This is a genomic window from Streptomyces sp. NPDC048182 (genome assembly GCF_043202555.1).
GTDB lineage: Bacteria > Actinomycetota > Actinomycetes > Streptomycetales > Streptomycetaceae > Streptomyces.
Genome location: NZ_JBIDAQ010000016.1, coordinates 64,448 through 85,425, shown reverse-complemented (window position 1 = coordinate 85,425; position 20,978 = coordinate 64,448). Strand labels below are relative to the sequence as shown.

The 20,978-nt window shown below is 72.7% G+C and carries 19 protein-coding genes; 3 read left to right on the top strand and 16 right to left on the bottom strand.

The window, feature by feature from the left end; translation table 11 throughout:
* Positions 1 to 53: 53 nt before the first annotated feature.
* From ACGFZL_RS26980 to ACGFZL_RS26930, 11 genes are all read right to left on the bottom strand, one after another.
* Positions 54 to 914, bottom strand: coding sequence for a Pro-rich N-terminal domain-containing protein (locus ACGFZL_RS26980; protein WP_393695515.1), 861 nt, complete (start codon positions 912 to 914; stop codon positions 54 to 56).
* Between the two features lie 164 nt (positions 915 to 1,078).
* The gene (aroB, locus tag ACGFZL_RS26975; protein WP_355172982.1) at positions 1,079 to 2,170 is read right to left on the bottom strand and encodes a 3-dehydroquinate synthase; all 1,092 of its coding nucleotides are present in this window, start codon (positions 2,168 to 2,170) and stop codon (positions 1,079 to 1,081) included.
* Positions 2,167 to 2,682, bottom strand: coding sequence for a shikimate kinase (locus ACGFZL_RS26970; RefSeq protein ID WP_393695512.1), 516 nt, complete (start codon positions 2,680 to 2,682; stop codon positions 2,167 to 2,169). The genes aroB and ACGFZL_RS26970 overlap by 4 nt, the downstream gene beginning before the upstream one ends.
* Complete coding sequence (gene aroC, locus ACGFZL_RS26965) at positions 2,679 to 3,863, bottom strand: chorismate synthase (protein ID WP_393695510.1); 1,185 nt, start codon at positions 3,861 to 3,863, stop codon at positions 2,679 to 2,681. Before aroC ends, ACGFZL_RS26970 begins: the two co-directional genes overlap by 4 nt.
* 170 nt (positions 3,864 to 4,033) lie before the next feature.
* Positions 4,034 to 4,309, bottom strand: coding sequence for a hypothetical protein (locus ACGFZL_RS26960; RefSeq protein WP_393695508.1), 276 nt, complete (start codon positions 4,307 to 4,309; stop codon positions 4,034 to 4,036).
* Positions 4,310 to 4,358: 49 nt separating this feature from the next.
* A complete protein-coding gene (locus tag ACGFZL_RS26955) occupies positions 4,359 to 5,201 on the bottom strand; it encodes a shikimate dehydrogenase (RefSeq protein ID WP_393695506.1) in 843 nt (280 codons plus the stop codon).
* The gene (gene mltG / locus ACGFZL_RS26950) at positions 5,179 to 6,915 is read right to left on the bottom strand and encodes an endolytic transglycosylase MltG (protein ID WP_393695504.1); all 1,737 of its coding nucleotides are present in this window, start codon (positions 6,913 to 6,915) and stop codon (positions 5,179 to 5,181) included. The genes ACGFZL_RS26955 and mltG overlap by 23 nt, the downstream gene beginning before the upstream one ends.
* Positions 6,916 to 7,041: 126 nt before the next feature.
* Complete coding sequence (ruvX, locus tag ACGFZL_RS26945) at positions 7,042 to 7,536, bottom strand: Holliday junction resolvase RuvX (RefSeq protein WP_393695502.1); 495 nt, start codon at positions 7,534 to 7,536, stop codon at positions 7,042 to 7,044.
* Positions 7,533 to 10,205, bottom strand: coding sequence for an alanine--tRNA ligase (gene alaS, locus ACGFZL_RS26940; RefSeq protein WP_393695500.1), 2,673 nt, complete (start codon positions 10,203 to 10,205; stop codon positions 7,533 to 7,535). Before alaS ends, ruvX begins: the two co-directional genes overlap by 4 nt.
* On the bottom strand, positions 10,205 to 10,564 hold the full coding sequence (locus ACGFZL_RS26935; RefSeq protein ID WP_393695498.1) for a hypothetical protein: 360 nt from the start codon (positions 10,562 to 10,564) through the stop codon (positions 10,205 to 10,207). Before ACGFZL_RS26935 ends, alaS begins: the two co-directional genes overlap by 1 nt.
* A 7-nt stretch (positions 10,565 to 10,571) precedes the next feature.
* Positions 10,572 to 11,006, bottom strand: coding sequence for a DUF948 domain-containing protein (locus ACGFZL_RS26930; protein WP_355172964.1), 435 nt, complete (start codon positions 11,004 to 11,006; stop codon positions 10,572 to 10,574).
* 177 nt (positions 11,007 to 11,183) lie between these two features.
* Here ACGFZL_RS26930 and ACGFZL_RS26925 point away from each other — a divergent pair, with 177 nt between their 5' ends.
* Positions 11,184 to 13,361, top strand: coding sequence for an ATP-binding protein (locus tag ACGFZL_RS26925; RefSeq protein ID WP_393695496.1), 2,178 nt, complete (start codon positions 11,184 to 11,186; stop codon positions 13,359 to 13,361).
* A 25-nt stretch (positions 13,362 to 13,386) separates the two neighbouring features.
* On the opposite strand, the gene rpsD is transcribed toward ACGFZL_RS26925, so the two are convergent.
* From rpsD to ACGFZL_RS26900, 5 genes are all read right to left on the bottom strand, one after another.
* A complete protein-coding gene (gene rpsD / locus ACGFZL_RS26920) occupies positions 13,387 to 14,001 on the bottom strand; it encodes a 30S ribosomal protein S4 (RefSeq protein ID WP_355172960.1) in 615 nt (204 codons plus the stop codon).
* Positions 14,002 to 14,303: 302 nt separating this feature from the next.
* Positions 14,304 to 15,659: a replication-associated recombination protein A gene (locus ACGFZL_RS26915; protein ID WP_355172958.1), complete on the bottom strand. Its 1,356-nt coding sequence runs from the start codon at positions 15,657 to 15,659 to the stop codon at positions 14,304 to 14,306.
* Positions 15,660 to 15,700: 41 nt separating this feature from the next.
* Positions 15,701 to 16,363 (bottom strand): vitamin K epoxide reductase family protein, encoded by a 663-nt coding sequence (locus ACGFZL_RS26910; protein WP_393695493.1) that lies wholly within the window; start codon positions 16,361 to 16,363, stop codon positions 15,701 to 15,703.
* Positions 16,364 to 16,560: 197 nt separating this feature from the next.
* The gene (gene hisS / locus ACGFZL_RS26905; RefSeq protein ID WP_393695491.1) at positions 16,561 to 17,823 is read right to left on the bottom strand and encodes a histidine--tRNA ligase; all 1,263 of its coding nucleotides are present in this window, start codon (positions 17,821 to 17,823) and stop codon (positions 16,561 to 16,563) included.
* Between the two features lie 13 nt (positions 17,824 to 17,836).
* Positions 17,837 to 18,544 (bottom strand): MBL fold metallo-hydrolase, encoded by a 708-nt coding sequence (locus ACGFZL_RS26900; RefSeq protein ID WP_355172953.1) that lies wholly within the window; start codon positions 18,542 to 18,544, stop codon positions 17,837 to 17,839.
* Between the two features lie 158 nt (positions 18,545 to 18,702).
* On the opposite strand from ACGFZL_RS26900, the gene ACGFZL_RS26895 reads away from it, so the two are divergent.
* Complete coding sequence (locus ACGFZL_RS26895) at positions 18,703 to 19,542, top strand: peptidylprolyl isomerase (protein ID WP_393695489.1); 840 nt, start codon at positions 18,703 to 18,705, stop codon at positions 19,540 to 19,542.
* 135 nt (positions 19,543 to 19,677) lie between these two features.
* Entirely contained in the window at positions 19,678 to 20,907 is a 1,230-nt protein-coding gene (locus ACGFZL_RS26890) for a DUF349 domain-containing protein (protein ID WP_393695487.1), read from the top strand.
* Positions 20,908 to 20,978 lie beyond the last annotated feature (71 nt).

Here is a 20,978-nt window from a genome sequence, read left to right as displayed (position 1 = left end):
CGAGCGGGTCCGAGTGGGGTGCGGCCCGGGGTACGGCCGTCAGCCCCGGTCCGTCACCACTGGGGCGGGCTGGCGAGGGAGCGGACCAGGATCTCGTCCAGGACCCGGGCCGTCTCCGCCACGTCCAACTGGGAGTTGTCGATGATCGGCAGCCCGGAGCCGAACCAGCCCGCCATCCGGCCGTGGATGCGGGCGACCTCCTCGTCGGTCAGCCGCCGGTTGCCGCTGCGCAGGGCGTTGCGCTCCAGGACGACGTCCAGCCCTGGCAGCAGCACGACGGGGAGCAGGCCGGGCCCCACGTGCCGCTTCCAGCCGCCGAGCCCGACGACCGGGCGGTCCGGGAAGACCGCGTCGTCGAGGATGCAGGAGATGCCGTTGGCCAGGAAGTTGCGCGCGGAGAAGCCGCAGGTGCGGCGGGCCAGGCGGTACTGGGCCTCGGAGTTGTCGTTCCACCCCGCCTGGGGGTCGGCGAAGCCCGAGCGGACCCATTCGCGCACGTCGTCCAGGCTGATGTGGGCGGTGGGCACCCGGCGGTGGCTCGCCCAGTGCTGGGCGACGCTGGTCTTGCCGGCGCCGGCCGGGCCGATGAGCAGCACCGCGACGGTGGCCGTGGCCGGGTCGGGCACGAGGGCCTGGGCGGCGCCGGGGCCCGGGGCGGCGAAGGGGGCGCCGGGCGGCAGCACGACGCGCCCCGTGCTCTCGGGGACGGCGGGCGGGACCGGCGCCGGCACCTGGGGGTGCGGCTGGGCTTGGGGCTGCGGCTGCGGGACGTGCTGCTGCCCGGGGTAGGGCGGGGGTACCGCGGGAGGCCCCTGGTGAGGGCCGGGATGGTGTGCGGCCGGGGACCAGCCGGGGGTTGGTCCGTGCCCCGGCTGGTGGGGCGGCGGCAGCGGAGGACCCACTGCGTGCTGCATCCGGTGCCACTCCGTCTCGTCGTACAGGCGATGGGCGCTGACAGCGGGGCGGCCCCGCTGCTACCGAACGGTACCGTCCCCGGCCGTCGTTCGGTGCAACGGCCGGGGGCGGTGGGAAGTGCCCGTTCGCGGGGGCGCGTCAAGGAGTGGCCCTCCCAGGGACGCTACTCCCCCACCTCGCCGTAGGCGGCGAGCAGGACGGCCGGGTCGGGGCCCTCCAGGACGGTGGGGCGGGCCAGGCCGTCCAGGACGATGAAGCGCAGCAGGTCGCCGCGGGACTTCTTGTCGACCTTCATGTTCTCCAGGAGCTTGGGCCACTGGTCGTGCCGGTAGTGCAGCGGCAGCCCGACCGCTTCCAGGACCGTGCGGTGCCGGTCGGCGGTGGCGTCGTCCAGGCGGCCGGCGAGGCGGCCCAGTTCGGCGGCGAAGTGCATGCCGACGGCGACGGCGGCGCCGTGCCGCCACTTGTAGCGCTCGTTCTTCTCGATGGCGTGGCCGAGGGTGTGGCCGTAGTTGAGGATCTCCCGCAGGCCCGACTCCTTCAGGTCGGAGGAGACGACCTCCGCCTTGACCCGGATGGAGCGCTCGATCAGCTCGGCGGTGTGCGGCCCGTCGGGGGTGCGGGCGGCGGCGGGGTCGGACTCGATGAGGTCGAGGATCGCCGGGTCGGCGATGAAGCCGGCCTTGATGATCTCGGCGAGCCCGGAGACGTAGTCGTTGACCGGCAGGGAGTCCAGGGCGGCCAGGTCGCACAGCACCCCGGCCGGCGGGTGGAAGGCGCCCACCAGGTTCTTGCCCTCGGCGGTGTTGATGCCGGTCTTGCCGCCGACGGCCGCGTCCACCATGCCGAGGACGGTGGTCGGTACGGCGATCCAGCGCACCCCGCGCAGCCAGGACGCGGCGACGAAGCCGGCCAGGTCGGTGGTGGCGCCGCCGCCGACGCCGACGATGACGTCGGTGCGGGTGAACCCGGACTGGCCGAGCGCCTTCCAGCAGTAGGCGGCGACCTCGGCGGTCTTGGCCTCCTCGGCGTTGGGGACCTGCACGGCGACGGCCTCGTAGCCCTGCTCGGCGAGGTCGGCGCGGAGCGCGTCGCCGGTCTCGGCGAGCGCCTCGGGGTGGATCACGGCGACCCGGCGGGCCCGGTCGCCGATCAGGCCGGCCAGCTCGCCGAGCAGCTGACGGCCCACCAGGACCTCGTACGGGTCGGACCCGGCGGTGCCGGCGATCGCGATCCGGGTGACTGCCTCGGTCATACGTCCTTCAACTCCACTGCTTCCAGGGCGGCTCGGGCGACGTCCTCCGGCGTCCGGCCGTCGGTGGCCACGACGACCGTCGCGACCGCCTCGTACAGGTGACGGCGGGCCTCCATCAGCTCGCGCCACTGCTTGCGCGGGTTGACCGCGAGCAGCGGGCGCGCGGCGTTCAGGCCGGTGCGCTTCACCGCCTCCTCGACGTCCATCGAGAGGTAGACCACGCGGTGCCCGGCGAGCAGTTCGCGCGTGCCCTCGTCGAGGATCGCGCCGCCGCCGAGGGCGAGGACCCCGTCGTGTCCGGCGAGCGCGGCGCGCACCGCGTCCTTCTCCAGGGCGCGGAAGGCGGCCTCCCCGTCCTCCAGGAAGATGTCCGCGATGCTGCGGCCCTCGGCGGTGACGATGTCCTCGTCGGTGTCGCGGTAGCCGGTGCCCAGGCGGTCGGCGAGGAGCTGCCCGACGGTGGACTTGCCGACGCCCATCGGACCGACCAGGACGATCACCGGGGTGCTCATCGGATGGCCAGCGCGTCGAGGTAGGAGCGCACGTTGCGGCGGGTCTCGGGGACCGAGTCGCCGCCGAACTTCTCGGCCACCGCGTCGGCGAGGACCAGGGCGACCATCGCCTCGGCAACGATGCCGGCCGCCGGGACGGCGCAGACGTCGGAACGCTGGTGGTGGGCCTGCGTCTCCTCGCCGGTGGCGACGTCGACGGTCTTCAGGGCGCGGGGCACGGTGGCGATGGGCTTCATCGCGGCGCGCACCCGCAGCAGCTCACCGGTGGTCAGGCCGCCCTCGGTGCCGCCGGAGCGGCCCGAGGCGCGCTTGATGCCCTCGGGGCCGGGGACGATCTCGTCGTGCGCCTGGGATCCCGGCACCCGGGCGAGATCGAAGCCGTCGCCGACCTCGACGCCCTTGATGGCCTGGATGCCCATCAGGGCGGCGGCGAGGCGGGCGTCCAGGCGCCGGTCCCAGTGCACGTGCGAGCCGAGGCCGACGGGCACGCCGTACGCCAGCACCTCGACCACGCCGCCGAGGGTGTCGCCGTCCTTGTGGGCCTGGTCGATCTCCGCGACCATCGCCTCGGAGGCGGCGGCGTCCAGGCAGCGCACCGGGTCGGCGTCGAGGCGCTCGACATCGGCCGGGGTGGGGTGGACGCCGTAGGGCGCCTTGGCGGCGGCCAGCTCCACGACGTGGCTGACCACCTCGATGCCGGCCGTCTCCTTCAGGTACGACCGCGCGACGGCGCCGAGCGCCACCCGGGCCGCGGTCTCCCGCGCGGAGGCGCGCTCCAGGATCGGGCGGGCCTCGTCGAAGCCGTACTTCTGCATGCCGGCGAGGTCGGCGTGTCCGGGGCGGGGGCGGGTGAGCGGGGCGTTGCGGGCGAGGCCGGCGAGGATCTCCGGGTCGACCGGGTCGGCCGCCATGACCTGCTCCCACTTCGGCCACTCGGTGTTGCCGACCATGACCGCGACCGGCGAGCCCATGGTGAGGCCGTGGCGCACGCCGCCGAGGAAGGTGACCTCGTCGCGCTCGAACTTCATCCGCGCGCCGCGCCCGTAGCCCAGCCGCCGCCTCGCCAGGTGATCGGCCACCATCTCGGTGGTGATCGGTACGCCGGCGGGCAGGCCCTCCAGCGTCGCGACGAGTGCGGGACCGTGGGACTCCCCCGCGGTCAGCCAGCGCAACCTGCTCAACGGTGCTCCTCAGTACTCGCGCCCCGGTATGCCCTGCGTACGCGACTCGTGCGCGTACGGCGACGGCGTGACCGGGTGCGCGGGCCCGGGTCCGCCGCCTCCGATCCTCCCACGTCCGGGGCGCGGGCCCGGCCGCCGGTCCACCTGGCGGACCGGGGCGCCGGGGGCGGTCAGCGGGGCGTGCCGTCCGCGTCGCGCTGCGGGGCGTACGGCCCGAGGTAGTCGGCACCGCGCCCCTGCCCGTGCGGCAGAACCACATGGACGGGCTGCCCGCTGCGACGCGCCCGCCGCTGGTCGAGCTTCCGCTTGCCCTTGACGACCCAGTTGGCGACGACGGCGAGCAGCACCAGGCAGAGCACGGTGATCTGCACCCACTGCGGCGTGAACTTCAGGGCGAACTCGAAGATCTCGCCCTTGCCGGACGCCAGCGGCGTACCCATGGCCATGTTTCCTTCTCCCCCTCACGGCCCCGCCCCCTGCGGAACCGGACGGAGTCTAGCGGTCGGCGAGCGCCCGCTCACCCGCGTTCCGCATGGCCGTGAGCGGGGCCGGAGCCCGGCCCGTCATCTGCTCCACCTGGAGCACCGCCTGGTGCACCAGGAGGTCCAGGCCGCCGACCACCGCGCCGCCGCCCGCCGACCAGCGGGCGGCGAGGGCGGTGGGCCAGGGGTCGTAGAGGACGTCGAAGAGGGTGGCCGGCGCCTCCGGGACGGCGGCGGCCAGGGCGTCGGTGGTGCCGCTGGGGGTGGTCGCCACCACGAGCGGGGCGCTCAGGGCCTCCTCGGCGCGGGACCAGTCGGCGATGCGCACGGCCACCTCCAGGCGCTCGGCCCAGCCGCGCATCTCGGCGGCCCGGGCCTCGCTGCGCACGTAGCAGGTGATCTCGCCGGTGCAGATCCGGGCCAGCGCGGCCAGCGCGGAGGACGCGGTGGCGCCGGCGCCGAGCACGGCCGCGCTCTCCACCTTCTCCGCGCCGTGCTCGCGCAGGGCGGCGACCATGCCGGGGATGTCGGTGTTGTCGCCGGTGGCGCGGCCGTCCTCGGTGAACACCACGGTGTTGACCGCGTCGACGGAGGCCGCGGTCGGGCTGATCTCGTCGAGCAGCGGGATGACGGCCCGCTTCAGCGGCATGGTCAGCGACAGCCCCGCCCAGCCCTCTCCCAGCCCGGCGACGAAGCCGGGCAGCGCCGCCTCGTCCACCTCGAAGGCGTCGTACGTCCAGCCGGTGAGGCCCAGTTCGGCGTAGGCGGCGCGGTGCAGGACCGGGGAGAGGGAGTGGGCGATGGGCGAGCCGAGCACGGCGGCCCGGCGGGGGTCAGTTGCCGGTGCTGCTGGCATCGAACTTGTCCTTGAGCTTCTGGAAGTCCGCGTAGTTCTTGGCGAACTCGGTCTTGTTCATGCCGTCGGTCGCCACGAAGTAGATCCAGCCGTCCGTGGTGGGGTCGAGCGCGGCCTGGAGGGCCTCGTCGCCGGGGTTGCCGATGGGACCGGGCGGCAGGCCCGTGTTGGTGTACGTGTTGTACGGATCCTTGTTCTTGAGGATCTCGCCCTGGCGGATGTGGATGTTGCTCTGGCCCTTGAGGTAGTTGTACGAGGAGTCGAACTGGAGCAGCCGGTTGGTCTCGGTGTTGTCCGGCTTGAGTCGGTTGTAGACGACCTCGGACATCATGCGGAAGTCCGCGTGGGTCTTGCCCTCGGCCTGCACCAGGCTCGCCACCGTGAGCAGCTCCCACGGGCCGTCGAGGCCGAGGCCCTTCGCCTTCTGCTCCAGGCCCAGCTTCGCGTACTGCTCGTCGGCCCGGGCCACCATCTGCTTCAGCACGTCGGCGGGCTTCTGGCCCTTGGCCACCGAGTAGCTGGACGGGTAGAGGAAGCCCTCCAGCGGGTCCTTGACCTTCGCGTGGTTCAGCGCCCAGGTGGGCAGGCCGAGGCTCTTGTACTGGTCCTTGGCGACCTTGGCCGTGGTGCCGTCGGCGACCTCTAGGCGCTTGTCGATCAGCTTGTAGACGTCGATGTTGCGCTTGCCCTCGGCGATGATCAGATTGCTGCGGCTCTTGGGGCTGAGCAGCAGCTCGACCGCGCTGGCCGCGGACATCTGCTTCTGCAACGTGTAGACGCCGTCCTGGATGCTCTTGCCCTGCGGGTTGCTCTGCTGGGCGGAGATGAAGGCGTCGACGCTCTTGACCACGCCGACGCGCTTGAGCTCCTGGCCGATGTCCGAACCGCCGGCGCCCTTCGGGATGGTGACGGTCACCTGCTGGCCGTTGCCGTCGCCCGCGAAGTCCGGGGCCGCGCCGAAACGGTCCTGGTAGAACTGGTATCCGAAGTACCCGACGCCCGCCAGGCCGCCGCCGAGCACGAGGGCGACGACCAGGCACGCGCAGCCGTTGCGGCGCCCCCGCGGCTTCTCGGTGCGGCCTCTGCGGTCGGCGCGACCGCGGCCCGCGCCACCCTCGTCCGCGCCCTCGTCATCGCCGTTCGCTCCCGCGAAGAAGGCGTGCTGGTCCTCGTCGGTGCCGGGGTCCCAGTCGGTGCGCGGCGGCTCGGGCTCGGTGCGCCGACCGGGGGGCCGCGGCGGCGGGTACGCCTCGGGGGTGCCGTAGAAGTCGGGCTGCTCGCCCGGGTAGGGGGCGGCCTGCTGGTTGTAGGGGTCCGACGGGTCGGTGGGGTACTGGGCCGAGGGGTGCGACCCGGTGCCGTAGCCGCCGTCGCCCTGGCCGTAGCCCTGCGAGGGCTGCTGCGCCTGTGCGGCGTACTGCTGGCCGTACTGCTGCTGACCGTATGGCTGCTGGGCGCCGTAGGGGTCGTAGGAGTGGGCGGGCTGCTGGGCGTACGGGTCGTAGCCCTGCTCGCCGTATCCGCCGGCCGCGACGTCACCACCCCACTCGCCGTACGAGGACTGCTGCGGCTGCTGCGGGTAGTACTGCGGCTGGCCGCCGTAGGGGGGCTGCCGGCCGTCGTCGGCCTGCTGCCCGCCCCATCCGCCGTCCCCGTACAACGGGTCCTCCGGATGCCACGGTTCGGAGCCCTGGCCCCGGCCATACTCAGTCATCGATCCCCTAGAGCCGCGAGGCGACGGGGTGGGCGCGGCTGAGGGGGGCCGGCTTCCGTTCCGCCTCTTGCTGTGCGGTGGCTGTTCGAATGCCTCCGCATCGCGCGAGACGTTACCGTATCGCGATCAGATGACCACTTCGACGCCCTCACCGGGCGGCCTGCCTGACACCCGTTCGGATTCCAGTGCCTGCTGGAGGATGACGACCGCGGCGGCCTGGTCGATGACGGCGCGGCCCTTCTTGGAGCTGACCCCGGAGGCGCGCAGCCCCTGGGTCGCCGTCACCGTCGTCATGCGTTCGTCGACCAGGCGGACCGGGACGGGCGCGATGCCCTTGGCCAGCTCCTGCGCGAACCGCCTGACCTTGGCCGCGGCCGGGCCCTCGCCGCCCTTGAGGGAGCGCGGGAGGCCGACGACCAGCTCGATCGGCTCGTACTCCGCCACCAGTTGCCGCAGCCGGCGGTGCGCGGCCGGCACGTCCCGGCCCGGTACCGTCTCGACCGGCGTGGCGAGGATCCCGTCGGGGTCGCACGAGGCGACCCCGATCCGGGCGTCCCCGACGTCCACCGCGAGCCGGCGGCCCCTACGCAGCGCGGGGGTCTCCCGCTCGTCGGCGTTCACTTGGCGGTGTCCGCCACGAGCCGCTCGACGGCGTCGATGGCCTCGCCGACGGCGCCGGCGTGCTGGCCGCCGCCCTGGGCGACGTCCGGCTTGCCGCCGCCACCGCCGCCGAGGGTCTTGGCGGCGGTGCGGACCAGGTCACCGGCCTTGAGACCGCGCTCGCGGGCGGCCTCGTTGGTGGCGATGACCGTCAGCGGCCGGCCGCCCGCCACGGTGAACAGGGCGACGACGGCGGCCCGGCCGCCCTGGATGCGGCCGCGCACGTCGAGGACCAGCTTGCGCAGGTCGTCGGCGGTGGTGCCGTCCGGGACCTGGCCGGTGACCAGGGCGACGCCGCGCACGTCCTTGGCGGAGTCGGCGAGCCCGCCGGCGGCCTGGAGGACCTTCTCGGCGCGGAACTTCTCGATCTCCTTCTCGGCGTCCTTGAGCTTGCCGAGCATGGCGGAGACCTTCTCCGGCAGCTCCTCCGGGCGGCCCTTGATCAGCTCCTGGAGCTGGGCGACGACCGTGTGCTCCCGGGCGAGGAAGTTGTAGGCGTCCACGCCGACCAGGGCCTCGATGCGGCGCACCCCGGAGCCGATGGAGGACTCGCCGAGCAGCTTGACCAGGCCGAGCTGGGCGGTGTTGTGCACGTGGGTACCGCCGCACAGCTCCTTGGAGAAGTCGCCGATGGTGACCACGCGCACCCGGTCGCCGTACTTCTCGCCGAACTCGGCGATGGCGCCCTGCTTCTTCGCCTCGTCGATGCCCATCACGTCGGCCCGGACGTCCAGGTCGCGGGCGAGCACCTCGTTGATCTTCTGCTCGACGTCGCTCATCACGGCCGTCGGCACGGCGGACGGCGAGCCGAAGTCGAAGCGGAAGCGGCCCGGCTGGTTCTCGGAGCCGGCCTGGGCGGCCGTCGGGCCGAGGGCGTCGCGTAGCGCCTGGTGGGTGAGGTGGGTGGCGGAGTGGGCGCGGGCGATGGCGTGCCGGCGCCGGCTGTCGATGGCGGCGTGGGCCGTGGCGCCGACGGTGACCTCGCCGACCTGGACGACGCCCTTGTGGACGTACACCCCGGGCACCGGCTTCTGGCAGTCGCGCACCTCGATGACGGCACCGGAGTCGGTCCTGATCCGGCCGGTGTCGCCGATCTGGCCGCCGCCCTCGGCGTAGAAGGGCGTGCGGTCCAGGACGATCTCGACCTCGTCGCCCTCGGTGGCGGCCGGCGAGGAGATGCCGTCGACCAGGATGCCCACGACCTGCGACTCGCCCTCGGTGGCGCCGTAGCCGATGAAGTCGGTGGCGCCGGTCCGGTCGGCGATGGCGCGGTAGGCGCCGAGGTCGGCGTGGCCGGTCTTCTTGGCCCGGGCGTCGGCCTTGGCGCGCTCGCGCTGCTCCTTCATCAGGCGCCGGAAGCCGTCCTCGTCCACGGAGACGCCCTGCTCGGCGGCCATCTCCAGGGTGAGGTCGATCGGGAAGCCCCAGGTGTCGTGGAGCAGGAACGCCTTGTCGCCGGCGAGGACGGTGCCGCCGGCGGCCTTGGTGTCGGTGACGGCGGTGTCGAGGATGTTGGTGCCGGCCTTGAGCGTCTTGAGGAAGGCATTCTCCTCGGCCAGGGCGACCCGCTCGATCCGCTCGCGGTCGGTGATCAGCTCGGGGTACTGCTGGCCCATCATGCCGATGACGACGTCGATGAGGTCCTTGACGACCGGTCCGGTGGCGCCGAGCAGGCGCATGTTGCGGATGGCGCGGCGCATGATGCGGCGCAGCACGTAGCCGCGGCCCTCGTTGCCGGGGGTGACGCCGTCGCCGATGAGCATCACGGAGGTGCGCATGTGGTCGGTGACCACGCGCAGCGAGACGTCCGAGTCGTGGGCCTCGCCGTAGGCCACGCCGGTCAGCTCGGTGGCCTTGTCGATGACGGCCATCGAGGTGTCGATCTCGTACAGGTTCTGCACGCCCTGCAGGATCATGGCGAGGCGTTCCAGGCCGAGGCCGGTGTCGATGTTCTTGCTCGGCAGGTCCCCGAGGATCTCGAAGTCCTCCTTGCCGGTGCCGGCGCCGCGCTCGTACTGCATGAAGACCAGGTTCCAGATCTCCACGTACCGCTCGTCGTTGACGGCCGGGCCGCCCTCGACGCCGAACTCGGGGCCGCGGTCGTAGTTGATCTCGGAGCACGGGCCGCAGGGTCCGGGGACGCCCATGGACCAGTAGTTCTCGCTCTTGCCCAGGCGCTGGATCCGCTCGGCGGGCACGCCGACGACGTCGCGCCAGATGCGCTCGGCCTCGTCGTCCTCCAGGTAGACGGTGATCCACAGGCGCTCGGGGTCGAGGCCGTAGCCGCCCTTGTCCAGGGGGCTGGTGAGCAGCTCCCAGGCGAGCTTGCAGGCGCCTTCCTTGAAGTAGTCGCCGAAGGAGAAGTTCCCGCACATCTGGAAGAACGTGCCGTGCCGGGTGGTCTTGCCGACCTCTTCGATGTCGGGGGTGCGCACGCACTTCTGCACGCTGGTGGCGCGGTCGTACGGCGGCTTGACCTCGCCGAGGAAGTAGGGCTTGAAGGGCACCATGCCGGCGTTGACCAGCAGCAGAGTCGGGTCGTCCGCGATGAGCGACGCCGAAGGGACGACGGTGTGCCCGCGCTCCTCGAAGAAGCTCAGCCAGCGGCGGCGGATCTCAGCCGACTCCATCAGTGGTCCTCATTCCGGTTGTGCGGGTACGTCGGCCTGTTCCTGCGGCCGGCGTACCTCGGGTCGTTGCGGTTCTCGATGGCGGCGGGGCGCCGGGGCGGGTTCAGTTCGGGGTCGACGGGTGCGCTCAGGCCGAGCGCGTCGTCCAGCTCCGCCTCGCGCTGGGCCATGTTCTCCCGGACGTCGACGGCGAAGCCCACCGCGCGGTCCTTGAGCCGGTTGCCCACGTCGAGCGCCTTGTTCGCCGCGGTCGCGGCGAGGCTCTCGGGGGTGAGCTGCTTCAGCTTCCGGTTGACCTTGGTGGTGGCCCAGACACCGGCGGCCATGCCGGTGCCGAACCAGAACGTACGGCGGAACATCGCTGGATCAGTCCTTCTTCCGCTTCGTCCGCCGCGCGGCCGGGATCGTCCGGCCGACGATCACGGTGCGCCGCGGCTCCTTGGCCGGCAGGTCCTCCTTGCGACCGCCGAGTGCCCTGCGCACGCCGTATCCGAACGCCGCGACCTTGACCAGGGGGCCGCCGAAGGTGGAGGCCACGGTGGTCGACAGCGCCGAGGCGTTCGACGTGACCTCCTGGACGTCGGAGGCGATCGCGTCGACCCGGTCGATCTGGGTCTGCGCCGAGCGCACCGCCCGGGAGGCGTCGGAGAGCAGCGGGACGGCCTGGTCGGTCACGTCCGCCACCAGCTTGGTGGTCGCCCTGAGCGACTGGGCCAGCCTCGCCAGCGCTACGGCGAGGAAGGAGACCAGGATCGCCCAGAAGACGGCCACCAGGATCCCGGCCACCTCACCACCGGACACCGCGCACCCGCTCCCTGAAACATCGAGCCCTGAACTTCGAGCCCTCAACATCGAGAAAATCGTCCACCGAGCCTATCGCGCCGGGCGCGGGGCTCCGTACCGGATTTGCGCGCGCGGCGGCGGAGTTCGGGGAAGCGATTGTACGGATTGATTACGGGTCAGTACGCTCCGTGTCCCATGCAGGACGAACGGCCCGACGGCCCCTCACTCGGCAATCTCCCGCTGGACCTCGACCCCTTCGTGGGGCGGTCGGCGGAACTCGCGGAGCTGGCGGGCGCCTTCGCCGAGGCACGCCTGGTGACGGTGACCGGGACCGGCGGGGTCGGCAAGTCGCGGCTCGCGGCCCGGGCCGCGGCCCGGTGCGCGCCGGCCGGCGGGGTGTGGCGGGTGGAGCTGGCGCCGGTGCGCGATCCGGAGTTCGTGGACTACGCGGTGGTGGCCGCCCTCGGCCTGACCGACCACACCACCCGCACGCCCCGCGAGACGCTGCTCGCCCGGCTCGCGGAGCGGGAGGTGCTGCTGGTCCTGGACGGAGTGGAGCACCTGGTCGAGCCCTGTGCCGCACTGGTGGCCGAGCTGCTCGGCCGGCTGCCCGGGCTGCGGGTGCTCGCGGTGGGGCGCAGGCCGCTGGGCGTGGCCGGTGAGCGGCTGCTGCCGCTGGCGCCGCTGGCGCCGGACGAGGCCCTGGAGCTGCTCAGGGTGCGGGCCGCCAGGCGGCGGGCGGTGCTCGGGCCGGAGGGGGACCTGCGCGAGCTGTGCCGTCGGCTCGACGGGATCCCGCTGGCCGTCGAACTGGCCGCGGGGCGCCTCGGCGCGCTGTCGGCGGCCGAGCTGCTCGGGCGCGTGGACGACCGCTTCCGGGTGCTGACCGGCGGGGACACCGCGGCGCTGCCCCGGCACCGCACGCTGCGCACGGCGGTGGGCTGGAGCCACGAGCTGTGCACGCCGGCGGAGCGGCTGCTGTGGGCCCGGCTGTCGGTGTTCGCGGGCCCGTTCGACCTGGAGGCCGCCGAGTACGTGTGCGGCGGGCACGGGCTGCCCGCCGACGACGTGCTCGACGTGCTGTGCGCGCTCCTTGAGCAGTCGGTGCTGACCCGCGAGGAGACCCCGGCCGGCGTGCGCTACCGGTTGCTGGACACGCTGCGGGCGTACGGCGCCGGCTGGCTGGCGGCCTCCGGTGAGGCGGCGCGGCTGGGGCGCCGGCACCGGGACTGGTACGTGGGGCTGACGACCTGGTGCGAGCTGGAGTGGTTCTCGCCGCGCCAGGACGAGGTGGCGGTCCGGGTGGACGTGGAGCTGCCGAACCTGCGCGCCGCCCTGGAGCACTGCCTGACCGACCCGGAGGGTGTGCACTTCGGGCGGTACCTGGCGGGCGCCCTGTGGTTCCACTGGGTGGGCTGCGGGCGGCTGTCGGAGGGGCGGCGCTGGCTGGAGCGGGCGGTCCGCCCGGCGGCGGGTCCGGCTTCGGGTTCGGCGGTGGGCGAGCGGGCCCGGCTGAAGGCGCTGTGGGTGCTCGGCTACGTGGCCATCCTCCAGGGCGACACGGCCGCCGCCCTGCGCGCCCTCCAGGAGTGCCGCCGGGAGGCCGAGCGCTCGGCGGACCCGATGGCGGTGGCGTACGCGGAGCACCGCACCGGCTGCCTGGCGCTGGTCACCGACGACATGGCGGGCGCCGAGGAGCTGCTGCGCTCGGCGCTGGTGCGCTACCGGGAGATCGGGGAGCTGAACAGCAATGTGCTGATGGGCCAGGTGGAGCTGGCCATGGCGCGGGCCTTCCAGGGCGATCTGCCGGACGCGGTGCGCAGATGCGAGGAGGTCCGCCGGACCTGCGAGGACCACGGGGAGCGGTGGGCCCGGGGCTACGCGCTCTACGTGCTGGGCTACGCCGCCTGGGCCGAGGGCGACCTCGCGCGGGCGCGGGAGCTGCTGGCGGACTGCCTGGGCGGCGCCCACCGCTTCCGGGACCAGCTGGGCTCGGTGCTCGCGGTGGAGCTGCTCGCCCTGGTCACGGTGGCCGAGGGCGACGCGGCGGAGGCGGCGGTGCTCCAGGGCGCGGCGGCCCGGATCTGGCCGTCGGTGGGGCTGCCGCTGTTCGGCTCGGCGCACTACAACGCCCCGCACGAGCGGTGCGAGCGGGCGGCGCGGGAGCGGCTCGGGGACGAGCGGTACGAGGAGTGCGTGCGGCACGGTGTGCGGCTAGGCCCCGAGGAGGCGGTGCGGCGGGCGCTCGGCCGGCCGGGGGCGGTGGTGTCGCCGCCGGCGCCGCGCGGGACCGGCGCGCCTGCCGTGGCCGGCGCCGGAACGGCGAAGCCCGCCGCCTCGCCCACCAGGAAGGGCGGGGAGACGGCGGGCTGAGGCGCTGCGCCGGGGCTGAGTGGGATCAGCGGGCGTAGTACTCGACGACGAGCTGCTCGTCGCAGATCACCGGGATCTCCTTGCGGTTCGGCTCACGGTCCAGGCGGAACGCCAGGGACTTGAGGTTCACCTGCAGGTAGCGCGGGGTCTCGCCGTCGGGGGCGAAGCCGCCCTCACGGGCGATGGTGAAGAGCGTCTTCTCCTTGGAGCGGTCGCGGACCTGCACGACGTCGTCGGGGCGGACGCGGAAGGACGGCTTGTCGACCTTCTGGCCGTTCACCTGGATGTGGCCGTGGACGACCATCTGGCGGGCCTGGTAGATGGTGCGGGCGATGCCCGACCGCAGGACCAGGGCGTCGAGGCGGCGCTCCAGCTCGATGACCAGGGCCTCACCGGTCTTGCCCTGGGTCTTGGCGGCACGCTCGTAGGCGCGGACGAGCTGGCGCTCGGACACGTCGTACTGCGCGCGCAGGCGCTGCTTCTCCAGCAGACGGACCTTGTAGTCCGAGTTCTGCTTGCGGCCGCGGCCGTGCTCGCCCGGCGGGTAGGGGCGGGCCTCGAAGTACTTGACGGCCTTCGGGGTCAGCGCGATGCCGAGGGCACGCGACTTCTTGACCTTGGGGCGGGACTGGTTCGCCACTTCTGATCTCTTTCGTAGTCTTCGGCTCGTCAGGGTTATGGGAGGTCGCAATCCGCAGCCGGGAAGACCCGCGGGTCCGCAAGGGACCTTCGGGCAGCCGCTTCCCTGATCTGGGCACATACGTGCAGCACGCGAGTGGCCCACCGACCGCTTCCGGGGCTACCGGGTGGTGGTGGGCTGCCCGCGACACCGTTCGACGGTGCGCGACGCTCCTGGAGCCGACCCCTGAGGACCGGGGCTCCGGCCGGGTGTCCCGCTCTGACGGCACGGGACTCGGCACTTCGGGGCAGTCTACAGGGTGCTCAGGGCCGGTCTCGACCGAGGTGCTTGCGGGTCCACTCGGCCGCGTCCGCGTACCGGGCCTCCGCGCCGTGCCGGGTCGGGGTGTAGTAGGTGCGGTCCTTCAGCTCGTCCGGCGCGTACTGCTGGGCGGCGATGCCCTCGGGCAGGTCGTGCGGGTACACGTACCCCTGGCCGTGGCCGAGCTTGCCGGCGCCCTGGTAGTGGCTGTCGCGCAGGTGGGCGGGGACGGAGCCGGCCAGGCCCTTGCGGACGTCCTCCAGGGCGGCGCCGATGGCGGTGGTCGCGGCGTTGGACTTCGGGGCGAGGGCCAGCGCGATGGTGGTGTGGCTGAGGGTGAGCGCGGCCTCGGGGAAGCCGATCATGGCGACGGCCTGGGCGGCGGCGACGGCCAGCGGCAGCGCGTTCGGGTCGGCGAGGCCGATGTCCTCGCTGGCGGAGATCATCAGGCGGCGGGCGATGAAGCGGGGGTCCTCGCCGGCCTCGATCATCCGGGCCAGGTAGTGCAGGGCGGCGTCCACGTCGGAGCCGCGGATGGACTTGATCAGGGCGCTGGCCACGTCGTAGTGCTGGTCGCCGTCGCGGTCGTACTTCACCGCGGCCCGGTCGACCGTCTCCTCCAGGGTGGTCAGCGAGATCTCCGGCTCGCCCTTGTCGAGGGCGGCGCCGGCGGCGGCCTCCAGGGCGGTCAGGGCCCGGCGGGCGTCGCCGCCGGCGATGCGCAGCAGGTGCTCCTCGGTGTCCTCGGGGAGGGTGACGGAGGCGGCGAGGCCGCGCTCGTCGGCGAGGGCGCGGCGGAGCAGGCCGCGGACGTCGTCGTCGGTGAGCGGCTCCAGGGTGAGCAGCAGGGAGCGGGAGAGCAGCGGGGAGATCACCGAGAAGTACGGGTTCTCGGTGGTGGCGGCGATCAGGGTGACCCAGCGGTTCTCCACGGCGGGCAGCAGGGTGTCCTGCTGGGCCTTGCTGAAGCGGTGGATCTCGTCCAGGAAGAGGACGGTCTCCTTGCCGTATCCGCCGACGGCGCGGCGGGCGCCGTCGATGACGGCGCGGACCTCCTTGACACCGGCGGTGATGGCGGACAGCTCCACGAAGCGCTTGTTGGTGGCCTTGGAGACGACGTACGCCAGGGTGGTCTTGCCGGTGCCGGGCGGGCCCCAGAGGATCACGGAGGAGGGCCCTGCGGGGCCGGTGCCGCCCTCGCCGACCAGGCGGCGCAGTGGTGAGCCGGGCTTGAGCAGGTGCTGCTGGCCCACGACCTCGTCGAGGGTGCGCGGGCGCATCCGCACGGCGAGGGGGCTGCCGGTCGGGTCCTTCTCCTGGCGTTCTTCTGCGGCTGCGGTGAACAGGTCGGGCTCCACGTACGAAACCCTAAATCACCGCACTGACAGCCCGACGGCGGTCAGCTGGTCCAGAAGTCCCACCAGCGGGTGAGGATCATCATCCCGATGATGCCGATGTGCAGCACCGGCAGCACCCAGGTGAACTCGCCGAAGAAGCCGCGCAGCCAGCCCGGCGCCGGCAGGAAGCCCTTGCGGACGTTGAAGCTGGTCAGGTACCAGAACATGAGGATCGTGGCGACCCAGGCGAGGCAGCACCACAGGCACAGGGCGTTGATCCGGTACAGGGACTGGAACTGGAGCCAGGTGACGAAGCCGACGCCGAAGAGGGTGCCGGCGTTGAAGGTGAGCCAGTACCAGCGCGGGAAGCGCGCCCCGGCGAGCAGGCTGACGCCGACGCAGATCACGATGGCGTAGGTGGCGAGGCCGAGCATCGGGTTGGGGAAGCCGAAGGCGGCGGCCTGGTCGCTCTCCATGACGCTGCCGCAGGAGACGACCGGGTTCAGGCTGCACCCGGGGGTGAAGGTCTTGCCCTCGGCCTTGGCCTCGAGCAGCTTGAACTTGTCCAGCGTGATGACCCAGGCGGCCAGCAGCCCGGCGGCACCGGTGATCACGAGCAGCAGCGCGAAGGCGCGGCTGCCGCCCTCCTTGCGCTGCGTCCCGGCCTCGGGGCCGGGTGCGGGACCGGTCACGGTGGAGGCGTCCTTCACTGTCGTCTTGCTCATCACGCCGATTCCGTCACTCGAGACGCGGACCTGCTTCGGGCAGGGCCATTGTGCCGCACGCGCGCGTAGGAGCACCGTTCACTGAACATATGAACGCACCGGAGGTCGCCCGCAGGCGTCGTCTTTCGGCCGCCCTCTGTTCGGAGGGGGCACACACGGCCGAACGCGCCGAGTGCGCCCCTCCCGCCCGGACGCGGTCAGGCGAGCCGGGTCTCCAGCTCCGCCACGATCTCGTTCACGCCGATCGCGTGCTGCTCGCCGGACTCCATGTCCTTCAGCTGCACGACGTTCTCGGCGAGGTCGCGCTCGCCGAGCACCAGGGCGTAGCGGGCGCCCGACCGGTTGGCCGCCTTCATCGCGGCCTTGAGGCCCTTGCCGCCGTAGGCGAAGTCGGCGGCGACGCCGTTCTTGCGCAACTCGGTGACCTTGGCGAAGAGGATGCGGCGGGCCTCGTCGCCGAGGGCGACGGCGAAGACGGAGGTCGTCGCGGGCAGGTCGAGCTCGACGCCCTCGGCCTCCAGGGCGAGGACGGTGCGGTCGACGCCGAGCGCCCAGCCGACGGAGGGCAGGGCGGGGCCGCCGATCATCTCGGACAGCCCGTCGTAGCGGCCGCCGCCGCCGACCGCGGACTGCGAGCCGAGGCCGTCGTGGACGAACTCGAAGGTGGTGCGCGTGTAGTAGTCCAGGCCGCGCACCAGGCGGGGGTCGTCCTCGAAGACGACGCCGGCCGCGGTGATCAGCTCGCGCACCTCCTCGTGGTACGCCTTGCAGGCGTCGCACAGGTAGTCGCGCAGCAGCGGGGCGCCGGCGAGCTGCTTCTGCACCGACTCGCGCTTGTCGTCCAGGACCCGCAGCGGGTTGATCTCGGCGCGGCGCAGGGTGTCCTCGTCCAGGTCGAGGCCGCGCAGGAAGTCCTGCAGCGCGGCCCGGTAGACGGGGCGGCACTCCTGGTCGCCCAGGCTGTTGAGCAGGATGCGGAACTGGCGCAGGCCGAGGGCGCGGTACGCCTGGTCGGCCAGGATGATCAGCTCGGCGTCCAGGGCGGGGTCCTCGGCGCCGATCGCCTCGGCGCCGACCTGCGAGAAGTGGCGGTAGCGGCCCTTCTGGGGGCGCTCGTAGCGGTAGTACGAACCGGAGTACCAGACCTTCACCGGCAGGTTGCCCGCCTTGTGCAGGTTGGCCTCCAGGGCCGCGCGCAGCACGGAGGCGGTGCCTTCGGGGCGCAGGGCGAGGCGGTCGCCGCCCTTGGTCTCGAAGGCGTACATCTCCTTGGTGACGATGTCGGTGGACTCGCCGACACCGCGCGCGAACAGCTCGACGTTCTCGAAGCCGGGCGTCTCGATGTAGCCGTAGCCGGAGTTGCGCAGCGGGGCGGCGATCGCCTCGCGCACCGCCAGGTACTTCGCGGACTCCGGCGGCAGCAGGTCGTAGGTGCCCTTGGGGGCCTTGAAGGTGCTCACGGAAGGTCTCTCGTCACATTCCTCGTCGGGGAGCCCGGGGGGCTTCCTGGCCGGCCGCCACCTGCCGCAAATACGGGTTGGTGGCGCGCTCCTGGCCGATGGTCGTCTGGGGGCCGTGGCCGGACAGCACCACGGTCGAGTCGTCGAGCGGCAGGCACACACGGGCCAGTGTCTCGAGCATCTCGGCCATGTCGCCGCCGGGCAGGTCGGTGCGTCCGATGGAGCCGGCGAACAGCGTGTCGCCCGCGAAGAGGACCGGCGGGATGTCCGCGGCCTCGGGCAGGGCGAAGGTCACCGACCCCTTGGTATGGCCCGGCGCGTGCGCCACGGTCAGCTCCAGGCCGGCCAGCTCCAGCTTCGCGCCGTCGGTCATCTCCCGGACGTCGTCCGGCTCCCCCACGGTCAGCTCGCCCATCAGCGGCATCCCGATCGACCGGCCGAGCGCCTTCTCGGGATCGCTCATCATGTACCGGTCCTCGGGGTGGATCCAGGCGGGCACGTCGTGCGCGCCGCACACCGGGACGACCGAGGCCACATGGTCGATGTGGCCGTGGGTGAGGACGACGGCGACGGGCTTCAGCCGATGCTTGGCGAGTGCCTCCTCGACGCCCTGGGCGGCCTGGTGGCCGGGGTCGATGATCACGCACTCCTCACCGGCGGCGGGGGCGACGAGGTAGCAGTTCGTCCCCCAGGCCCCGGCGGGGAACCCGGCAATGAGCACGATCGTCCTTCGTTTGTGGTGGTACGGGGGCATGCGGGCGGGCCGCGCCCGCGGTCAGAGCCTACCGGCGGTGCCGAATCCTCAGCGAACCCATATACGGTACGGGGCTACACGCAGACACGAAGACGCTTCACGTAGACGCTTGAGGAGACAACCCGGTGGTCAGCCAGGAGCAGCGGCGGCGTCAGCTCGCCCGGGAGAAGTTCTTGCGGCAGCAGCAGCGGCGCACCGACGCGCGGCGCAAGGCGCGTATGCGCAACGCGGCGATCGCGTCGGTGCTCGGCGTGATCCTGATCGGCAGCGTCGCGCTGTACACGACCGGGGTGGTCCTCAAGGACGACGACGACGGCAAGAAGGACACGGCCGCGCAGTCCACCCCGAGCGCGCCGCCCTCCTCCAGCAAGGCGGCGGATCCGTGTGACAAGCCCGCCGCGGGCAAGGTCAAGACGCAGTCGTGGAAGAAGGAGCCGGCGCTCACCGTCGACAAGTCGGCGAAGTACACCATGAAGCTCGCCACGACCTGCGGCGACATAGACCTCGCCCTGAAGGCGTCGGCGGCGCCGCACACGGTCAACTCGTTCGACTTCCTGGCCGGCAAGGGCTTCTTCGACCACACCAAGTGCCACCGGCTCACCGACAGCGGCATCTACGTGCTGCAGTGCGGCGACCCGACCGGCCAGGGCACCGGCGGACCGGGCTACACCATCCCGGACGAGAACCTGAAGGACAAGAGCCTCAAGGACAACGTCTATCCGGCGGGCACGGTGGCGATGGCCAACACCGGCCAGCCGAACTCCGGCGGCAGCCAGTTCTTCCTCGTCTACCAGGACAGCCAGCTGCCCCCGAGCTACACGCCCTTCGGCACGGTGTCCGCGTCCGGGATGAAGGTCCTCAAGAAGATCGCCGCCGCCGGCGCGGCTCCGGCCGACCCGACGACCCAGAACACGGCGCCCAACGCGACCGTGGTGATCGACAAGGCGACGGTCGCCAAATCCTGACCTCTAGCTGGGCAAGTTCGGTCGCGCGGGATGCGGACAGGCCGCCCGCCGGTCGCCTATGTTGGCCGTGACGAAACTGTGGACGATGCCCGGGGGTGGCGAAGCCCCCCGCCGGCATCATGTGGAGGAGGCGCTGTGAGCAGCGACCCGTGGGGCCGCGTCGACGAGACGGGGACCGTGTACGTGCGTACGGCCGACGGCGAGCAGGTCGTCGGCTCCTGGCAGGCCGGCTCTCCCGAGGAGGCGCTGGCCTACTTCGAGCGCAAGTACGAGGGCCTAGTGGTCGAGATCGGCCTCCTCGAGAAGCGCGTGAAGACCACCGACCTGGCGCCGAAGGACGCCCTGACCGCCGTGGAGCACCTGCGCGAGCAGGTCGACGCGCACCACGCGGTGGGCGACCTGGAGGCGCTCAAGGGCCGGCTCGACAAGCTGGTCGCCTCGGTGGAGTCCCGCCGCGAGGAGCGCAAGGCGCAGCGGGCCAAGCAGTCCGACGAGGCGCGCACCGCCAAGGAGGCGCTGGTCGCCGAGGCCGAGGAGCTGGCGCAGTCCGAGCAGTGGCGGTCCGCCGGCGAGCGGCTGCGCGCGCTGGTGGACACCTGGAAGGGCCTGCCCCGGCTCGACCGCAAGTCCGACGACGAGCTGTGGCACCGCTTCTCGCACGCCCGCTCGGCGTTCTCCAAGCGCCGCAAGCAGCACTTCGCGCAGCTGGACTCGCAGCGCGAGGACGCCCGCCGGACCAAGGAGCGCCTGGTCGCCGAGGCCGAGTCGCTCTCGGGCTCCACTGACTGGGGGCCGACGGCGGCCCGCTACCGCGACCTGATGACGGAGTGGAAGGCCGCGGGCCGCGCCCAGCGCGAGCACGAGGACGACCTGTGGAACCGCTTCCGCGGCGCCCAGGACGTCTTCTTCGCCGCCCGCGGCTCGGTCTTCGCCGAGCGGGACGCGGAGCAGGCGGACAACCTCAAGCTCAAGGAGGAGCTGGCCGGCGAGGCCGAGAAGCTCCTGCCGGTGCACGACCTGAAGGCGGCCCGCGCCGCGTTCCGGTCGGTCAACGAGCGCTGGGAGGCCATCGGCCACGTGCCGCGCGACGCCCGCCCGAAGGTCGAGGGCCGGATGCACGCGGTGGAGCGGGCGCTGCAGGAGGCCGAGGAGTCGGAGTGGCGCCGGACCAACCCGGAGGCACGCGCGCGTGCCGCGGGTCTGACCGGTCAGCTCCAGGCCGCCGTGGACAAGCTGCGCGGCCAGGTCGAGCAGGCCCGCGCCCAGGGCAACAACGCCCGCGCCGACAAGCTGGAGCGCGAGCTGGAGGGCCGCCAGGCCCTGCTCGACCAGGCGCTCAAGGGCCTGGAGGAGTTCGGCGGCTGACACCCCCCGACGACACTAGGAGGGGCTCCCGTACGGTGCGTACGGGAGCCCCTTCCGTGTGCCCGCGGCCG